Origin of the sequence: Saccharothrix sp. NPDC042600 (assembly GCF_040647305.1) — a bacterium.
Lineage (GTDB): Bacteria > Actinomycetota > Actinomycetes > Mycobacteriales > Pseudonocardiaceae > Actinosynnema > Actinosynnema mutabilis.
Map to the genome: position 1 here is coordinate 1 of NZ_JBEZBW010000021.1, position 18,514 is coordinate 18,514.

The window sequence follows — 18,514 nt, forward strand, 5'->3', positions numbered from 1 at the left end:
GCCGGGCCGGCCGAGACCGCGCGCAGCGCGGGTCAGCGCGCGAAGCGCGCTTGGCGCGCCCGCGCGCCTGGCTTGTGCGAGGTGGCCTGGGCGGGGGTGGGCGGGTGGACACCTACCGGCGGCAGAGCTTCTGTGGCTAGGGTGTCAGTCCGGGAACCGCCGCCGTCGAGGGTGGCCGCCGATGCCGCCGATGCCGCCGATGCCGCCGGGGCCGCCGGGGCCGCGTTGGGCTGCCCCTCACCCCAAGCGCCGGCTTATCCGCTCCACATCCCCCACCCGGTGCTGCGCCCGGTACAGCTCCAAAGCCCGCCGCCAAGCCGCCCGCGCCGCCGCCGCATCCCCCAACGCCTCATGCGCCTCAGCCAAGTGATCAAGCGCATTGGCCTGCTGATAAGTGTTCCCAATCCGCTGGAACACCGCCAACGCCGCACCATAGTGGCTCACAGCCCCACCATGATCCCCCTGCGCCGTAGCCACGAACCCCAGACTGTCCAACGCCGACCCTTCCCCCTGGAAATCCCCGATCCGCCGGAAGATCTCCACCGCCGCCGCACAATCCCGCTGCGCGTGGTCCAACCGCCCCAACCGCGCCGAGTACCACCCGACGGCGTTCAGCGCCGCCGCCTCCCACCCCTCATCCCGAGCCTCCCGCGCCAGCACCAACGTCGTCTCCGCGTGGTGCAGTGCCCGCGCGTGGTCGGATTGGCGGGACCACGCCAGGGCCAAGGCGTGGTGCGCCCTCAGTCGCCCGGCCAGGTCACCGAGCTCCTCGCTCAACTCCAACGCCAGCCGCAGGTGGTCAAGCGCCTCCGCGTGCTCTCCCACCCGCGCACACGCCTGACCCAGCAACTTGTGCGCGGCGGCCCGGTCGGTCGCATCGCCCACCAGGTCCGTCGCCGCCACACCGACCCGCCACGCCGCCAAGTCCTCCTGCAAGTGCCCCCGCAACCGGTGGTACGTGGTCAACACCCACGCGAACCACCACGCCTCCCGGTGCAAGCCCTCCCGCGCCGACAAACGCTGGGCGGACAACAAGTTCGCGTGTTCCGCGTCGAACCACGCCAACGCGGCGTCGTGGTCGGCCGGCGAGCCCACCTCGCAACCGGGAGGCAGTGGCGGCATGTCCAGCGGACGCCGGTGTGGCGCCAGGACCAAGTCGGCGGCACGCGCGGTGTGCAGGTAACACGCGATGAGCCTGCGCACGGCCGCATCACGCGTCGCAGCAGGCAAAGCAGCGGCCAAGTCGGCCGCGTACAGGTGCAACAGGTCGTGCATGCGGTGCCGACCCGGTGCGGACCGGCTGATCAACGACCGCTGCTCCAACTCCCGCAGGTGCGCGGCGGTCCGCACGGCGTCGTGACCGCCCAGGCACGCGGCGGCGGCCAGGCTGATGTCCGGGCCCGGCGCCAACCCCAGCAGGGTGAACAACGCCGCCGCCTCCGCCGGCAACGCCCGGTACGACCCGAGGAACACCGTCCGCAGGTTGGCCGGCAGGTCGTCGGTGTCCAACGCGTCCAACCCGGTGACCCGCAACTCCTCGGCCAGCACCGCCAACGACAACCCGGGCTGCGTCAACGCCCGCGCCGCCCCCACGCTCAACGCCAACGGCAACCCCGCGCAGTGCGCCACCACCCGCGCCGTCGCGTCCGGCTCCGCGCTCACCCGCTCCCGGCCGAACGCCCGCGCCAGCAACTCCCGCGCGTCCGACTCGGGCAGCACGTCCACCGCCAACGGCTGCGCGCCGTGCGCCGCGACCAGGCCCGGCAACCGGTTGCGGCTGGTCACCAGCACGGTGCAGCCGGCCCCGCCGGGCAGCAGCGGCAGCACCTGCTCGGTGTCCCGGGCGTTGTCGATCACCACCACCATCCGCCGGTCGGCGGTCAGGCTCCGGAACAGCGCGGCCGGGTCGGCGGGAGCCGCGGGCTCGCCCAGGGCGTCGAGGAACCCGCGCAACGCCACCCCCGGCGGCACCGGCTCGCCGACCGGGTCGAACCCGCGCAGGTCCACGTGCAACTGGCCGTCGGGGAAGCGGTGCAGGTTCTGGTGCGCCCACTGCGCCGCCAACCACGTCTTGCCGATCCCGCCGGGACCGCTGATCACCACCACCGACATCGTCTCGTCGGCCCGCCGCTCGACGATCTTGGTCAACGTGCCCAGCTCGTCGGTCCGCCCCACGAACAACCGCGGCTTGGCCGGCAACTGCCGCGGCACGGGCACAGCCGAACCGGCAGCGGTGGCGGGAGGCGCGTCCAGGCGGTAGCCGCCGGGCTCGGTCGTGATCGTCGTGCCCGACCCGCTCAACGCCCGCCGCAGCCGCGACACGTACACCTGGACCATCGTCCGCGCCGTGGCCGGCGGGTCACCGCCCCACAGGTCCGCCACCAGCCGCTCGACCGGCACGACCGCACCGGCCCGCGCCTCCAACGCCGCCAGCACGGCCCGCTGCCGCGTCCCGCCCGTCACCCGCGCCGCGGGCGCCGCCGGCCGCGCGGGCGGGTCCAGGGCCGGGTCGAACGCCAGCACCGCCCGGTGCAGGTCGCGCAACGCCGGGGACGGGTCCAGGCCCAGCTCGTCACGCCGTCGCCGCCGGTGCTCGTCGTAGGCCGCGAGCGCGTCGGCCTGCCGGCCCGCCCGGTGCAGGGCCAGCACCAGCCGCGACGGGAACCGGTCGTCCAGCGGGTGCTCGTCGACCAACCCGCGCAGCTCGCCCAGCAGGTCGCCGTGCCGGCCCAGCCGCAGCTCCGCGTCGATCCGGTCGCACAGCGCGGCCAGCCGCCGTTCCACCAGCCCCGGCACGGCCATCCCGCGCAGCTCCTCGGTCACCCCGCCCAGCACCGGCTCGCGCCACAGCCCCAGGCACGTCCCGAGCAGCCGGGCCGCCCGCGCGTCGTCACCGGCCGCCACCGCCGTCCGCGCCGCCGCCACGGCCGCGTCGAACTCGGCCAGGTCCAGCGCGCCCTCGGCGACGTCGAGCCGGTAGCCCTCGGCCACCCGCCGCACGTCCACGTCCCGCCGCAACGCCGACACGTGGTTGTGCACCTGCGCCCGCGCCGACGCCGGCGGTCGCTCGCCCCACAGGGCGCGCACCAGCCGCGCCGGCGGCACCACGCGCCCGGCGTCCAAGAGCAGCACGGCCAGCAACGAGCGTTGTTTGCGACCCCCGACCGGTACGCGTTGCCCGTCCCGCCACACCTCGACCGGCCCCAGCAACCGGTAGCGCACCCGTCCCCCAGCCCGCGGGAGTCCCTCGCCCGCAGGCCGCTGACGCTAGAGCCGCCACCGCCGGCCGACAAGCGGTCATTCGGCGGTTTACCGGGCGTTTAGTCGCACCCTCGCAGCCCCGGCACCTGCGCAAACACCGGGCGGGACCCGTGAGCGGACCCATGACGGCAGCGGTAGCGCGACGACCGACGATGTCGGGTACCGACGCCGGCCGGAGGGGAGCCCGCGTCGGCGCACAGGGGGGAGCAGCGCGTGTCCGACGTCGATCCGGTCGGTGCCAGAACCCGAGCCGAGTTCATGCTCCTGCTGCGCCGGCGGCGGGAGGTCGCCGGCCTGTCCTACCGGCAGCTCGAACGACGGGCCCGGCAGGACGGCGGCACCCTGCCGCCGAGCACCGTCGCCACGATGCTGCGCCGGTCCACGCTGCCCGGCCCCGAGCTGATCGCCACCTTCGTGCGGGCGTGCGGCGCGGACGGCGGGGAGGTGGCCGCGTGGCTGTCCACGCGGGCCCGCATCGCCTCCGCCGGAACGTCGGGCAGCGTGGCCGACCCGCCCGAACCGGGCGTGGTGGTGCCGCGCCAACTGCCGCCCGGGGTGCCCGGCCTGGTCGGCAGGCGCTCGGCGCTGGCCGAGCTGGACGCCGCGGACTCCGGCCTGGTCGTGGTCACCGGCGGGCCGGGCGTGGGCAAGACGGCGCTGGCCGTGCACTGGGCGCACCGCGCCCGCAACCGCTTCCCGGACGGGCAGCTGCACGTGGACCTGCGCGACTGCCCGTCCACCGGCGCGGCCCTGGCGAACCTGTTGGTGGGGTTGGGTGTCCAGGCGGGCGCGGTGCCCGCGGACGACCGGCAGGCCGCGGCGCTGTTCCGGTCGGTCGTGGCCGACCGGCGGGTCCTGCTGCTGCTGGACGGGGCGACCTCGGCCGAGCAGGTCCGCCTGCTGCGGCCGGGCGCGGCCGGGTCGTGCACGGTGGTCACCAGCCGGGACCGCCTGGTCGGGCTGGCCGTGCACGACAGCGCCCGCGTGGTCGAGGTACCGCCGCTGGACCGGGAGCACGCGGTGCGGCTGCTGGCGCAGGCGCTGGGGGAGAGACGGGTGGCGGCCGAGCTGTCGGCCGCCTGCCGCCTGGCCGCCCTGTGCGACGGCCTGCCCCTGGCGCTGCGCCTGGCCGCGACCGCCGTGGACCACACCTCCGCCACCCCGATCGCCGACCTGGTGGCCGAGCTGCTGGTGGACCCGCTCGGCGCGCTGGCCGTGCACGCCGACCTGCGGCTCGACGCCGCCTTCGACCTGTCCTACCGCGCGCTGGACCCGGTGTGCCGGCGCGTCTTCCGCCTCCTGGGCACGCTGCCCGGGGCCGTGGACACCGCGGTGGTGGCCTCGGCGGCGGACCTGCCCGTGAGCGAGGCCCGCGGGGTGCTGCGCCGGCTGGTCGACGAGCACCTGGTGGTGCGCGGCGAAGCCGACTCGCACACCGTGCGCGGTCTGCTGCGCGAGTACGCGCGCGGCCTCGGCGCACCCGCGTGCCGCGAGACCGCCGCTGCCTGAGCGTCACGGGCGATTGCGCCGTTCGGTGTAACGCTTCCCCCGTCCGGGTCCGACTCCACGGGTAGCGCGCTCGTCGAGGAGATCTCCTGTTCACCCATTCCGGGAGGAGAGATCATGAAACGGACTGCCGTGCTCGTCGCTGCCCTGCTCGCGGTGCTGGGGGTGTGCGTCGCCCCCGCGAACGCGGTGCCGGCCGGCGCCCAGGTGCGCATGGACCTGGCGAAGGTCCGCATCGCCACCGTCCAGTTCCACGACGTGGGCACAGCCCTGGACGCCGGGTACGTGCCGGTCGGCGGCTGCGTCCCCGGCATGGGGTTCCACTACCTCAACCCCGCGCTCGCCGGGCCCGGCCTGGACCCCGAGCGGCCGGAGCTGCTCGTCTACGCGCCGACGCCCAGCGGCAGGCTGCGGCTGGTGGCGGTGGAGTGGTTCGCGGTGGACGCCGACGGCGACGTGAACACCGACACCGACCGGCCGTACCTGTTCGGCGTCGGCTTCGACGGCCCGATGGAGGGCCACGAGCCGGGCATGCCGGTGCACTACGACCTGCACGCCTGGGTGTGGGAGCACAACCCGGACGGCATGTTCACGGCCTTCAACCCCCGGGTCACCTGCTGAGCTTCCCCCTTCCGGCGTCCGCGCGGCCCTCTCACGGGGCGGCCCTGTCACGGGGCGGCCCTGTCACGGGGCGGCCCTGTCACGGGGCGGCCCTGTCACGGGGCGGCCCTGTCACGGGGCGGCGCGGGCGCCGGCGGGTGTTCCGGTCCGTTCGGGACTGTGCGCAACCCCCGCTGTCCGCCCCCCGACCCCGCTTCGCTGACCCCTCGGCTCGTCGCGAGTTCGAGGAGGTTGCAGCATGCGTTGGTCACGTCGTCGGTCCGCGCGCCACCGGGCCCGGGGGCCCGCGCGGTCGGGTGTGGTGGTCGGGGTCGTGGCGGCCCTGGTGGCGTCCTGCCTCACCGGGCCCGCCGCGTCCGCCGCCCCGCCCGACCGGCCCGGCCGGCCGGAACCCAGCCGGTCCAAGTCCGTGCCCGGCACCGGGGTGCCGGTGCGGCCCAGACCCGCCGACCCGGCCGCCGACAGCGCGGTGAAGGCCGTCGCCGAGGCGGCGTGGCCCGAGGCGGGCAGCGTCGAGGTGGCGTTGCCGCGCACCGGTCAGGCGCGTGCCGCCGGCACACCGGTGTCGCTGGGGTCGATGGGGCCGCACCGGGTCGTGCTGGACGTGCTGGACCGGCAGGCCGCCGAGCGGGCCGGTGTGGACGGCGTGCTGTTCTCGGTCCGGCGGGCCGACGGCGCGCGGCGGGCGGGGCCGGTCACCGTCGACTTCGACTACTCCGGCTTCCGGTCGGCGTTCGGCGGCGACTACGCCTCCCGGCTGGCGCTGCTCCGGCTGCCGGCGTGCGCCGTGACCGCGCCGGAGCGGGCCGAGTGCCGCGTCGGCACGGTCGTCCCGGCGCGCAACGACGTCCGGGCCGGTCGCATCCGCGGTGAGGTCACCGCCTCCGCCGCGCTGCCGCCGCGCTCCCGCGCCGCCGACCCCGAGGACTCCCGCGCGGTCGCCGCGCCGGACGCCGTCTACGCCGTGGCCGCCGGGCCCAGCGGCAGCGCGGGCAGCTTCAAGCCCACCTCGCTGTCGCCGTCGGCGACCTGGCAGGTCGGCCTGCAGTCCGGCGACTTCGGCTGGTCCTACCCGCTGGACCTGCCGCCGGTGCCCGGCCCGGAGCCGACCGTCGCGCTGTCCTACGGCTCCGGCGGGGTGGACGGGCGGACCGCGTCGACCAACAACCAGGCGTCCTGGATCGGCGACGGGTTCGACTTCCAGCCCGGGTTCATCGAACGCCAGTACACGACCTGCGCCGCCGACGACCCCGCCACCCCGACCGGCGACCTGTGCTACGCGAGCGCGAACGCCGTGGTGTCGCTGCCCGGCGTCGCCGGCGAACTGGTGTGGGACGCCGGCCGCCGGGTGTGGCGGGCCGAGGAGGACGACGGCTGGCGCGTCGACCAGCTCTTCGGCGCGACCAACGGCGACCAGGACGGCGAGCACTGGCGCCTGACCTCCCCGGACGGCACCCAGTACTTCTTCGGCCGCTCCGAGGCGGCGAAGTCGGCGTGGACGGTGCCGGTGTTCGGCAACCACGCGGGCGAACCGTGCCACGCGGGCTCGTTCGCCGCTTCCTGGTGCGCGCAGGCCTACCGCTGGAACCTCGACTACGTCCTGGACCGCCACGGCGACGCCATCGCGTACTCCTACAACACCGAGACCAACCACTACGGCCGCGCCAACACCCCGTCCCTGGCCACCCCGTACGTGCGCGGCGGGCAGCTCGCCCGCATCGACTACGGCCTGCGCGACGGCCAAGCGGACCCCGCGGCCCGGGTCGTGTTCACCGCCGCCGACCGGTGCGTGCCCGGCTCGCCGTGCCTGCGCACCCGCCCGGCGGACTGGCCGGACACCCCGTGGGACCAGCAGTGCGACGGCGGCACGTGCACCGGCAACACCTCGCCGGTCTTCTTCGGCACCAAGCGCCTCGCGGCCATCACCGCCCAGGTCCGCGACCAGGGCGTCCTGACCGACGTGGACACGTGGACCCTGCACCACCTGTTCCCGGCCACCGCCGACGTCACCGACCCGAGCCTGTGGCTGGAGTCGATCACCCACACCGGCCACGTCGGCGGCACCGCGACCACGCCGGAGGTCAACTTCGACGGCGTCCTGCTCGACAACCGGGTCGAGGCGGGCGACGGCGAGGCGTGGATGCGCCGCTGGCGCGTGGCCCGCGTGCACACCGAGACCGGCGGCCGGATCGAGGTCACCTACGGCGACCGGTCCTGCGCCCCCGGCGACACCCCGGCCGCCGACAGCAACGGCAAGACCTGCTACCCGACCCACTGGACCCCGCAGGGCGCGCAGGCCCCGACCCTGGGCTGGTTCCACAAGTACCTGGTCACCGAGGTCCGCGAGATCGACCGGGTGGGCGGCTCGCCGGACGAGATCACCTCCTACGAGTACGTCGGCGACGCGGCCTGGCACCACGACGACGCCGAACTGGTCCCGGCCGAGCTCAAGACGTGGGGACAGTGGCGCGGCTACCAGACGGTGAAGGTCCGCACCGGTGACCCGGACGGCCCGAGAACCCTGGAAGAACACCGCTTCTACCGCGGCATGCACGGCGACCTGAAGTCCGACGGCACCCGCAAGACCGTCCAGGTCAACGGCCAGGACGACCTGCCGGTCCTGCGCGGCTTCGCCCACGAGGAGATCACCTACAACGGCGACGGCGGCCCGGAGATCGCGCGCGAACTCCACGAACCGATCGTCATCGGCCCGAACGCCACCCGCCACCGCCCGTCGGGCGACCTGTCCTCCTACGTCACGGAGGTCAAGCGCAGCCGCACCAGCACGGTGCTGGCCGCCGGCGGCACCCGGGAGACCGAGGAACAGCACTTCTACGACGAGTACGGCGTCCAGGTGCGCACGAACGACCTGGGTGATCTGTCCACAGCGGACGACGACATGTGCACGACCGTCGAGTACGCGCGCAACCTCGACGCCTGGCTGCTGGCGACGCCCAAGCGGATCCGGGCGGTGTCGGTGGCCTGCGGCACGGAACCGCAGCCGGCCGACGTGATCTCCGACAAGCGCACCTACTACGACGGTTCCGACGTGTTCGGCGCGGCGCCCACCAAGGGCGACCCGACGCGCGAGGAGGAGCTGTCCGGCTGGGACGGCGCGACCCCGCTCTACACGACCTCCGAGCGCTCGGTCTTCGACGCGCACGGCCGCGAGGTCGAGGAGTACGACTCGCTGGGCGCGCGCACGACCACCGCCTACACCCCGGCCGTGGGTGGACCGGTCACCGAGGTGACCACCACCAACGCGATGGGGCACACCGAGAGCACGCGGTTCCGGGTCTCCGGCGGCGAACCCGTGCTGGAGGTGGACGAGAACGGCAGGCGCACCGAACTGGCGTACGACCCGCTGGGCCGGCTGGTCAAGGTGTGGCAGCCGGGCCGGCAGCCCCACGAGACCCCGGACGTGGAGTTCGCCTACGACCTGCGCGCCGACGGCCCCTCGTCGGTGACCACGAAGAAGCTGCTGGGCGACGGCGGACAGGTCGCCGCCCACACGCTGTTCGACGGCCAGTTGCGCGAGCGGCAGACGCAGGTGGCCGCACCCGGCGGCGGCCGGATCGTCACCGACACCCTCTACGACTCGCACGGCCGGGTCGGGCGGACCAACGCCGCTTACCACAACCCCGACCCGCCGGCCGCGGAACTGGTGGCCGTAGACGACGCGGCCGTGCCGGCGCAGACGGTGTTCGAGTACGACGGCGCCGCCCGCGAGACCGCGGAGATCCTCAAGGTCGAGGGTGTCGAGAAGTGGCGCACCACGACCACTTACGGCGGTGACCGGACCAGCGTGGACCCGCCGGACGGCGAGACCGCCACCACCGAGGTCTACGACGTGGACGGCCACGTGGTCGAGCTGCGCCAGCACAAGTCCGGTTCCCCGACCGGCGACTACGACGCCACCCGCTACTCCTACACCAAGTCCGGCGACCTGGAGACCGTCACCGACCCGGCGGGCAACGTGTGGCGCAACCACTACGACGTGCGCGGCCGGCTGGTGCGGGCGGACGACCCGGACCAGGGCACGTCCACGATGGCCTACGACGACGAGGACCAGCTCGTCTCGGCGACCAACGGCCGCGGCCGGACGCTGACCCACACCTACGACCCGCTGGGCCGCAAGACCGCCACCCACGAGGGCGCCACCAAGCTCCTGGAGTGGACGTTCGACTCGCTGGGCGACGGCCTGCCGGTGGCGGAGATCCGCTACGTGGACGGCCAGGCCTACCGGGACGAGGTGCTCGGCTACGACGAGTCGGAACGGCCGACCGGCAACGCCGTCACCGTGCCGGCCCGCGAGGGCGCGCTGGCGGGCCGCTACGAGTCGCACCTGACCTACAACAGCGCCGACCAGGTCACCTCGGTGCGGCTGCCGGCGGTGGGCGGCCTGCCCGAGGAGGTGCTGGAGCAGGGCTACGACGAGCTGGGCAACGCCACGTCGCTGACCGGGTTGAGCCGGTACGTCGACCAGACCCTGCGCACCAACCTCGGCGAAGTCGCCACGTACGTCATGGGCGTGCCGGGCGCGCAGGTCGTCCAGTCGTTCGACTACGAGCACGGCACCCGCCGGCTCGTCAAAGCGACCACGTGGCAGGAGAACGAGGCGGTCCCGACGGTCGACCGGACGATGTCCTACGACCCGGCGGGCAACGTGCGGGAGCTGACCACCGCGGCGCGCGGCCGGACGGCCGACACGCAGTGCTTCCGCACCGACCACCTGCGCCGGCTGACCGACGCGTGGACCGGGGCGTGCGACGCCGACCCGGACAAGAGCGCGTTGACCGGCCCCGCGCCGTACTGGCACTCCTACACCTACGACAGCCTGGGCAACCGGCTCACCGAGGTGCGGCACGAGACCGGCACCACCCGCACCTACACCTACCCGCGTCCGGGCTCGCACGCGCTAGCCTCCGTGCGGACCACCCGGCCGGGCGCGGCGGACGTGGTGGACGCCTTCGACTACGACGCCGAGGGCAACACGGTCCGCCGCAACGGGCAGACGCTGAACTGGGACACCGAGGGGCACCTGGACTCGGTGGTCGAGGGCGCGGCGACGACCGCGTTCCTCTACGACGCCGACGGCGACCGGCTGATCCGCCGCGACCCCGAGGGCACGACGCTCTACATCGGGACCACCGAGCTGCACGTCGACAAGGTCGGGCTCGTCAGCGCCACCCGGTACTACGAGCACAACGAGGACACCATCGCGGTCCGCACCCGCGAGTCCCTGACCTGGTTGGCCGCCGACCACCACGGCACGGCCGAGACCTCGATCGACGCGGACACCGCGGCGGTGGAGCACCGGCTGCACCTGCCCTTCGGCGGTGAGCGCGGGCAGGCCCCGGGCCGGTGGGTCGGCGAACGCGGGTTCGTCGGCGGCACCAAGGACGCCTCGACGGGCCTGACCCACCTCGGGGCGCGCGAGTACGACCCGGACATCGGCCGGTTCCTGTCCGTCGACCCGCTGATCGACGACAAGGACCCGCAGCAGATGCACGGGTACCTGTACGGCAACAACAACCCGTTGTCGTTCAGCGACCCCGACGGCCTGTTGTGGGGCTGGCTGAAGAAGGCCGCGAAGGTCGTGGCCAAGGTCTCCGAGGTCGCCTCCTACATCCCCGGCCCGATCGGCACGGCGGCGGGCATCGCGGGGGCCGCGGCGCACGCGGCCCTGGGCAACAAGAAGAAGGCCCTGGAGATGGCCGCCGGCGCGGCGGCGAACCTGGTGCCGGGCGGCAAGCTCCTGCTCAAGGCCGGCATGGCGGTCGCCAAGAAGGTGGCCGGCAAGTCCACCGCGAAGGCAGTCGCGGCCAAGGGCGCGGCCAAGGCGACCCGGACGGCCAACGCCACCGCGAAGGGCACCCGGGGCACCGCGAAGTCGCCCAAGGCGTCGCGGACCAGGTCCAGTTGCAACTCCTTCGCCCCGGACACGCCCGTCCGCCTGCCCGACGGCACGTACCTGCCGATCAAGGACCTGCGGGTCGGCGACCGGGTGCTCGCGGTGGACCCCGGAACCGGCGCGGAGTCGGCCCAGCCGGTCCTTGACGTGTTCGTCGGCGAGGGCGTGAAGCACCTGGTCGAGATCGACTTCGACGGTGACGCGTCCACGGTGCTGGTGGCCACGGCGGAGCACCCGCTGTGGGTGCGCGGGCGCGGCTGGACCGACGCGGCGGCGGTGCGGGTCGGCGACGTGGTCGAGGTCGGCGGCCGGACCGCGGTGGTCGCGGACGTGCGCGACCGCGGGCCGGTGGCGGGCCAGAAGGTCTTCAACCTCAACGTGGACGACGTCCACACCTACGTCGTCACCGCCGACGACGTGGACGTCCTGGCGCACAACAAGACCCACCGCGGCGGCGCCGGGTGCAGCGTGCACACGGCGCAGCAGGCGGCCAAGCAGGAGGCGAACAAGGCGCTGCGCTCCGGTCGCAAGGACGGGACCGCCGAGTCGATCCAGACCCGGTCGGGCAAGATCTACCGGGCGCAGAGCAGCGGCAACCCGCCGCGGCACCACCCGAGGGTGCAGCGGGTGCTGGACAAGATCCCCCCGCACCTGCGGTCCGACTTCCACGGCAAGTGCGCGCTGCCCCAGTGCATCTCGAAGGCGTTGCGCAAGGGCGACGACCCGACCGGCGCGGCGCTGGGCTCGGCCCGCATCCGGGCCACCAAGCAGGGCAAACGGGTCGACAAGGGGCACGGCACCTACAACCCGCCCTGCCGGAGTTGCCGAGCGCTGGTCAAGGCGTTCAAGATCAAGACCCCGAAGCCCTACAAGCCACCGAAGCCCCCGCGGAAGAAGCCGACGAAGAAGTGAGTGCGATGGGTTGGTCGAAGCGAGCCGAGACGTTGCTGCGCGAGGCGGGGTGGTTCCCCGGCCGCGAGGTGGACATCACCCGGTGGGAGGACCTGGTGACCGACGAGGGTTTCCCCCTGCACGCCGAGGCGCGGCGGTTCCTGCGCGAGTTCGGCGGTCTGGTGGTGGAGGTGGACGACGACAGCGAGGGCGTGGACCGGGCGCCGGCGTCGTTCGACCTCGACCCCGACCTGTGCTCGGGTCAACGGGAGTGGTTCGAGCGGTTGGGCCGGCGGGCCGGCGCGACGCTGTTCCCGGTCGGTGACGTGGAGGGCGGCCACGCCCACCTCGGCGTCGACGAGCGCGGCGGCGTGCACATGCTGTTCCTGGACGAGGTGCACTTCCTCGGGAAGCGGGGGGAGGCGCTGGGCAACCTGATCGACGGCGTCCGCTGAGGCCACCGGGTGTTCGGATCCGTTCGGCACAGCCGCGAGCGCCGGCCGAACGGGGTCGGGTGGCTCCAGGGTGGGCGGCAGGGCCGGGGTGTGGCGCCCCGGCCCTGACGTCGTTCAGGGGAGAACCCGCATGGTGGCTGGCAGAGGGCTCGTCAGGGTCCTGGTGGGCGCGTTGGTGTTGTCCGGCGTGGTGGGGGTGCCGGCGGGGGTTGCCGCGCCCGACGTGCCGCGGGTCGGGGAGAAGGCGGTGCCGGGGCGGGTCGCGGGCCGGGTGGCCGCGCCCGAGTTGGCGGTGTCGCGGCAGGCGGTGACGCCCGCGCCCGAGGTCTCGTGGGACGCCGGGGCGGACGTCGTGGCTCAGCGGACCGGGAACGGGATCGTCTTCCACGCCCGCCGGGACGGCACGGCCGAGGTCGACTACTCCCGGTTCCGCACCGCGTTCGGCGGCGACTTCGCCACCCGGCTGCGGGTGGTCGAGGTGGCCACCGGCGCGGTGCTGCCCGCCCGCAACGACCCGGCGAACGGCCGCATCACCGCCGACGTCAAGGGCCCGAACCGGCCCACCCGCGGCCCGGACGGCACGAAGGTCGCCGCCACCCCCGGGCCGCTCTACGCGCTGACCGCCGGCACGGCCGGGGAAGCGGGCAGCTTCGCCCCGACCTCCCTGGCCCCCTCCGCCACCTGGGCCGTCGGCGTCCAGTCCGGCGACTTCGCCTGGACCTACCCCGTCCAGACCCCGCCCGCCCCCGGCCCGACGCCGCGGATCGCCCTGTCCTACTCCTCGGGCGTGGTGGACGGCCGCACCGCCTCCACCAACAACCAGGCCTCCTGGGTCGGCGAGGGCTTCGGCTACGAGCCCGGGTTCATCGAGCGCACCTACAAGCCGTGCGCCGAGGACGGCGAGGCGACCGGCGACCTGTGCTGGGACCGCCAGGCCGCGCACCTGGTCCTCCCGGGCGTCACCGGCGAACTGGTGTGGGACGCCGCCAAGCAGCTCTGGCGCGTGGCCAACGACGAGGGCTGGCGCGTCGAACTGCGCACCGGCGCGGACAACGGCGACAACGACGGCGAGCACTGGCAGGTCACCGGACCCGACGGCACCAAGTACACCTTCGGCGCGCACAAGGACGCCAAGTCCACCTGGACCGTCCCGGTGTTCGGCAACGACGACGCCGAGCCCTGCCACGGCCCGAGCTTCGCCACCTCCTGGTGCCAACAGGGCTACCGCTGGACCCTCGACAGCGTCACCGACACCCACGGCGACCAGGTCACCTACTTCTACGAGATCGAGACCAACCACTACGGCCGCGCCGGGTCCGCCGCCAACGCCACCCCGTACGTGCGTGCCGGCCGCATCGCCCGCGTCGACTACGGCCACCGCGCCGGCACCGCCCCGACCGGACGCGTCCTGTTCACCGCCGCGCCGCGCTGCGTCCCCGGCTCGGCCTGCGCGCCCACCCGCACCGCCGACTGGCCGGACACCCCGTGGGACCTGCACTGCGCGGGCGGCTCGTGCACCGCGGCCGGTCCCAGCTTCTGGGGCACCCAGCGGCTGGCGAAGATCACCACCCAGGTCCGGCAGGGGACCGGGTACGCCGACGTCGACTCGTGGGTGCTCGACCACGTCTTCCCGGCCACCGACGACCACACCAGCCCGGCCCTGTGGCTGCGCTCCATCACCCGCACCGGCCACGTCGGCGGCGACGCGAGCCTGCCGCCGGTGCTGTTCGACGGCGTCCGCATGGCCAACCGGGTCGGCGCGGTCGACGGGTTGCAGCCGATGAACAAGTGGCGCATGTCCCGCGTCTACAACGAGACCGGCGGCGTCACCGAGATCGACTACTCCCCGGACCGCTGCGACCCGGCCACCCTGCCCCGCCAGGACACCAACGAGGAGAACTGCTTCCCCGCCCACTGGCTGCGCCAAGGCGCGTCCGCGCCCGAACTGGGCTGGTTCAACAAGTACGTCGTCGGCGAGGTCAAGGAGATCGACCGCGTGGGCGGCGCGCCGCGCAAGCTCACCCGCTACGAGTACGTGGACGCCGGACCGGCGTGGCGCTACGACGCGGCCGAGCTGGTGCCCACCCGGTTCAAGACGTGGGGCGCGTGGCGCGGGTTCCAGAAGGTGAAGGTGCGCACCGGCGAGAACGGCGCGGAGACCCTCACCGAGCACCTGTTCCTGCGCGGCATGGACGACGACCTGCTCATCGACGGCACCCGCCGCGAGGTGAAAGTCACCGACTCGCAGAACAAGACCTACGAGGACAGACCGGGGTACGCCGGGTTCGCCCGCGAGACCGTCGTGCGCGACGTCGTCACCGGGGCGGAGATCTCCGCGCAGTTCCAGGAGCCGTGGCTGTCCGACCCGACCGCCGTGCGCCACCGCGACAGCGGTCCGCTGGAGGCGCGCATCCTCAAGGTGGACTCGGTGCAGACCCGCAAGGGCGACCGGGTGACGCAGACCAGGACCGAGCACGACGAGGTCGGCAACGTGGTCGAGGTGCACGACCTGGGTGACGTGGCGGTCGCCGACGACGACGTGTGCACCACGACCACCTACGCCCGCAACACCGAGGCGTGGGTGGTGGACCGGCCCAACCGCGTCCTGACCACCGCACTGCCCTGCGGCACGACGGCGTCACCGCTCGACGTGATCTCCGACGACCGCACCTACTACGACGGCGCGACGTCGATCGACACGCCCCCGACCAAGGGCGACGTGACCCGCACCGAGCGCCTGGCCGCCTGGGACGGCGCGCAGCCGGTGTACTCCACGGTCACCCGCGCCGCGCACGACCGGCACGGCCGCGTGATCGAGTCGTTCGACGCCCTGGACGCCCGCACCACCACCGCCCACGAGCCCCCGACGGGCGGCCCGGTGACCAAGGTGACCGTGACGAACCCGTTGGGCCACACCACGTCCACCGAACTCGACCCGGCGCGCGGCCAGACCCTCGCCACCACCGACGCCGAAGGCCGCCGCGCCGAACGCGCCCTCGACCCGCTGGGCCGGGTCACCGCCCAGTGGCAGGCGGGCAGGCCCACCACGGAGAGCCCGACCGCGCGGCACGAGTACCTCATCCGCAACGACGGCCCGGCCGTGGTGACCACGCACCGGTTGCGGGGCAACGGCGAGTACGCCACCACCCACACCCTCTACGACGGCCTGCTGCGCGAACGCCAGACCCAGGCCACCTCGCCCAACGGCGGCAGGGTCGTCACCGACACCCTGTACGACGCGCACGGCCGCGTCTCGCGCACCAACAACGCCTACTACAACCCCGACCCGCCGGCCACCGAACTGCTGGTGGTCGAGGACGTGGACGTGCCGTCGCAGGAGGTCGTCGAGTACGACGGCGCGGGCCGCACCAGCGCGGAGGTGCTGCGCACCCTCGGTGTGGAACACCACCGCACCACCTACACCCACGGCCCGGACCGCGTCAGCGCCGACCCGCCCGCCGGCGGCACCCCCACCACCGAGATCACCGACGTGCGCGGCCGGCTCGTGGAGCTGCGCCAGTACACCGGGGACGCCCCGACCGGCGACTTCCACGCCACCACCTACGGCTACACCCGCTCCGGCCTGCGGTCCTCGGTCACCGACGCGGCCGGCAACACCTGGCGGTTCGACCACGACCCGCGCGGCCGGCAGGTCCGGGCGCAGGACCCGGACAAGGGCGTGGCGACCATGACCTACGACGACAAGGACCGGCTGACCACCGTCACCGACGCGCGCGGCACCACCCTCACCCATACCTACGACGCGCTGGACCGGCGCACGGCGGTGTTCGAGGGGTCGCGCAAGCTCACCGAGTGGACCTTCGACACCGCGCCCGGCGGCCTGGGACAACCGGCGTCTTCGGCGCGGTTCGCGGACGGCCAGGCGTACCGGTCGGAAGTCCTGGGCTACAACGTGAACGGCCTGCCCACCGGCACCTCCGTGACGATCCCGGACCGCGAAGGCGCGCTCGCCGGCCGGTACGAGTCCACCGTGGACTACGACCAGGCGGGTCAGGTGGTCGCCACGACCCTGCCCGCGGTCGGCGACCTGCCCGCCGAGACCCTGACCACCGGCCACAACGCCCTGGGCCTGCCGGTGTCGCTGGTGTCCGAGCTGCTGCCGTACGTGTCCGACACCGGGTTCACCGGCACCGGCCGCACCGAGTACCACGTGCTCGGCGGACGGGTCACCCGCGGCTACGGCTACGACCCGGCCACCCGGCGGCTCACCCGCCAGACCACCGCGTCGGAGACCGGGACGGTGGCCGACGTGACCGTGGGCCACGACCCGGCGGGCAACGTCGTGTCGCTGCACGACGCGGTGTCCGGCGACGCCCAGTGCTTCCGCCACGACAGCCTGCGCCGCCTGGTCGACGCCTGGACCTCGCCCGACTGCTCGGCCGCGCCCGGCGTGCTCGGCGGCCCCGCGCCCTACTGGCACACCTACGGCTACGACAACGCCGGCAACCGCACCCGCGAGGTGCGCCACGAGACCGGGGTGACCCGTGAGCACGCCTACCCGGCGGCCGGCACGGCGGGCGCGCACCGCGTCGCGACGGTGACCTCGGGGACCCGGGTGGACTCCTACGGCTACGACGCGGCGGGCAACACCGTCGCGCGGCCCGGTCAGACGTTGTCCTGGACCGCCGAGGGCCGGTTGGCCGAGGTGCGCGCCGGGGACGCGGTGACGACGTTCGAGTACGACGCCGACGGCGCGCGGTTGCTGCGCCGCGACCCGGCCGGCAGCACGCTGTACCTGGCGGGCACCGAGGTCCGGGCGGCCGGCGGGGCGGTGACCGCGACCCGGCACTACTCGTTCGGCGGGTCCACGGTCGCCGTGCGCACCGGCGCGGGCGTGACGTGGCTGGTGGACGACCAGGCGGGCACGGCGGGCCTGGCGATCGGCGCGGACGACCTGGCGGTGACCGTGCGGCGGCAGTTCCCGTTCGGCGCGCCGCGCGGGACGGCGCCGGCGTGGCCCGGGGAACGAGGGTTCGTCGGCGGCGTGACCGACGGCTCGACCGGCCTGACCCACCTCGGGGCGCGCGAGTACGACCCGGAGCTGGGCGCGTTCGCCTCGGCCGACCCGCTGCTCAACGCCGAGGACCCGCAGCAGCTGGCCGGGTACGCCTACGCCGGCGGCTCGCCGGTCACCCACTCCGACCCCAGCGGCCTGACCTCGCGGTACGTGCCCCTGCCCGAACCGCAGGCCCTGGTGTGGGACAGCGCGCTGACGGCGTTCCGCGTCGCGGAGACCGGCCGGTACCGGGCGCTCTACACCGCGCACGGCCCGGACCCCGAGCCCACGCGGCCGGCCGTCGCCACGGGCGCGTTCGCCGAACTGGTCGCCCAGGGCCTGAGCGGCGGCTGGTCGCCGAAGGCCCCGCCGGGCTACACCACGCCGCCCGGCGCGACCCCGGAGACCCCCAACCGCCCGTCGCCGCTGCCCGGGGTGCCGGTGACCTCGCCCTACAGCGACCCGGGTCCGGGCGACTGGAACGTGACGTGCCGGACCGACGGCGCCGTGCGGACGTGCACCTACACCCCGGTCCGGCGGACCTACCAGCCGGTGGGGCGGACCATCGGCTACGACCTGATCGGCGACTCGGGGGCGTACGAGCGCGAGGACGACGGCATCGGCTACTTCGACTACGGCGACGGGTACTTCGAGGAGCGCGAGCTGTGGGAGTACGACCGGTGCAAGCCGTGGAACCCGTGCGACAACAAGCCCGGCAAGATCAAGGGCTACAACCCGCCCGGCCTGTACGACGGCAAGAAGAACCCCACGGCCGGCCCGGCGGACGGCGGCAAGAAGAAGTCGTCCGGCTCCAAGGGCGGCTCCAAGGGCAAGAAGAAGAAGTAGGGC

Annotated in this window: 6 protein-coding genes; 5 read left to right on the plus strand and 1 reads right to left on the minus strand. The window is 74.2% G+C overall.

Going from position 1 to position 18,514, the window contains the following annotated elements; all coding sequences use genetic code 11:
• Positions 1-237 precede the first annotated feature (237 nt).
• Entirely contained in the window at positions 238-3,222 is a 2,985-nt protein-coding gene (locus tag AB0A74_RS16035; protein WP_358250007.1) for a BTAD domain-containing putative transcriptional regulator, read from the minus strand.
• A gap of 252 nt (positions 3,223-3,474) precedes the next feature.
• On the opposite strand from AB0A74_RS16035, the gene AB0A74_RS16040 reads away from it, so the two are divergent.
• From AB0A74_RS16040 to AB0A74_RS16060, 5 genes are all read left to right on the plus strand, one after another.
• The gene (locus AB0A74_RS16040) at positions 3,475-4,770 is read left to right on the plus strand and encodes an NB-ARC domain-containing protein (protein ID WP_358250009.1); all 1,296 of its coding nucleotides are present in this window, start codon (positions 3,475-3,477) and stop codon (positions 4,768-4,770) included.
• 114 nt (positions 4,771-4,884) lie between these two features.
• The gene (locus AB0A74_RS16045) at positions 4,885-5,388 is read left to right on the plus strand and encodes a hypothetical protein (protein ID WP_358250011.1); all 504 of its coding nucleotides are present in this window, start codon (positions 4,885-4,887) and stop codon (positions 5,386-5,388) included.
• A 238-nt stretch (positions 5,389-5,626) separates the two neighbouring features.
• Positions 5,627-12,214, plus strand: coding sequence for an RHS repeat-associated core domain-containing protein (locus tag AB0A74_RS16050; protein ID WP_358250012.1), 6,588 nt, complete (start codon positions 5,627-5,629; stop codon positions 12,212-12,214).
• Between the two features lie 5 nt (positions 12,215-12,219).
• Positions 12,220-12,648, plus strand: a complete 429-nt coding sequence (locus AB0A74_RS16055; protein WP_358250014.1) for an SUKH-3 domain-containing protein — start codon at positions 12,220-12,222, stop codon at positions 12,646-12,648.
• 130 nt (positions 12,649-12,778) lie between these two features.
• Positions 12,779-18,511 (plus strand): RHS repeat-associated core domain-containing protein, encoded by a 5,733-nt coding sequence (locus AB0A74_RS16060; RefSeq protein ID WP_358250016.1) that lies wholly within the window; start codon positions 12,779-12,781, stop codon positions 18,509-18,511.
• The last annotated feature ends 3 nt before the right edge of the window (positions 18,512-18,514 follow it).

Coding starts and splice junctions, on each gene's coding strand:
- AB0A74_RS16050 (WP_358250012.1), top strand. CDS start 5,627: ATGCGTTGGTCACGTCGTCGGTCCGCGCGCCACCGGGCCCGGGGGCCC.
- AB0A74_RS16055 (WP_358250014.1), top strand. CDS start 12,220: ATGGGTTGGTCGAAGCGAGCCGAGACGTTGCTGCGCGAGGCGGGGTGG.
- AB0A74_RS16045 (WP_358250011.1), top strand. CDS start 4,885: ATGAAACGGACTGCCGTGCTCGTCGCTGCCCTGCTCGCGGTGCTGGGG.
- AB0A74_RS16060 (WP_358250016.1), top strand. CDS start 12,779: ATGGTGGCTGGCAGAGGGCTCGTCAGGGTCCTGGTGGGCGCGTTGGTG.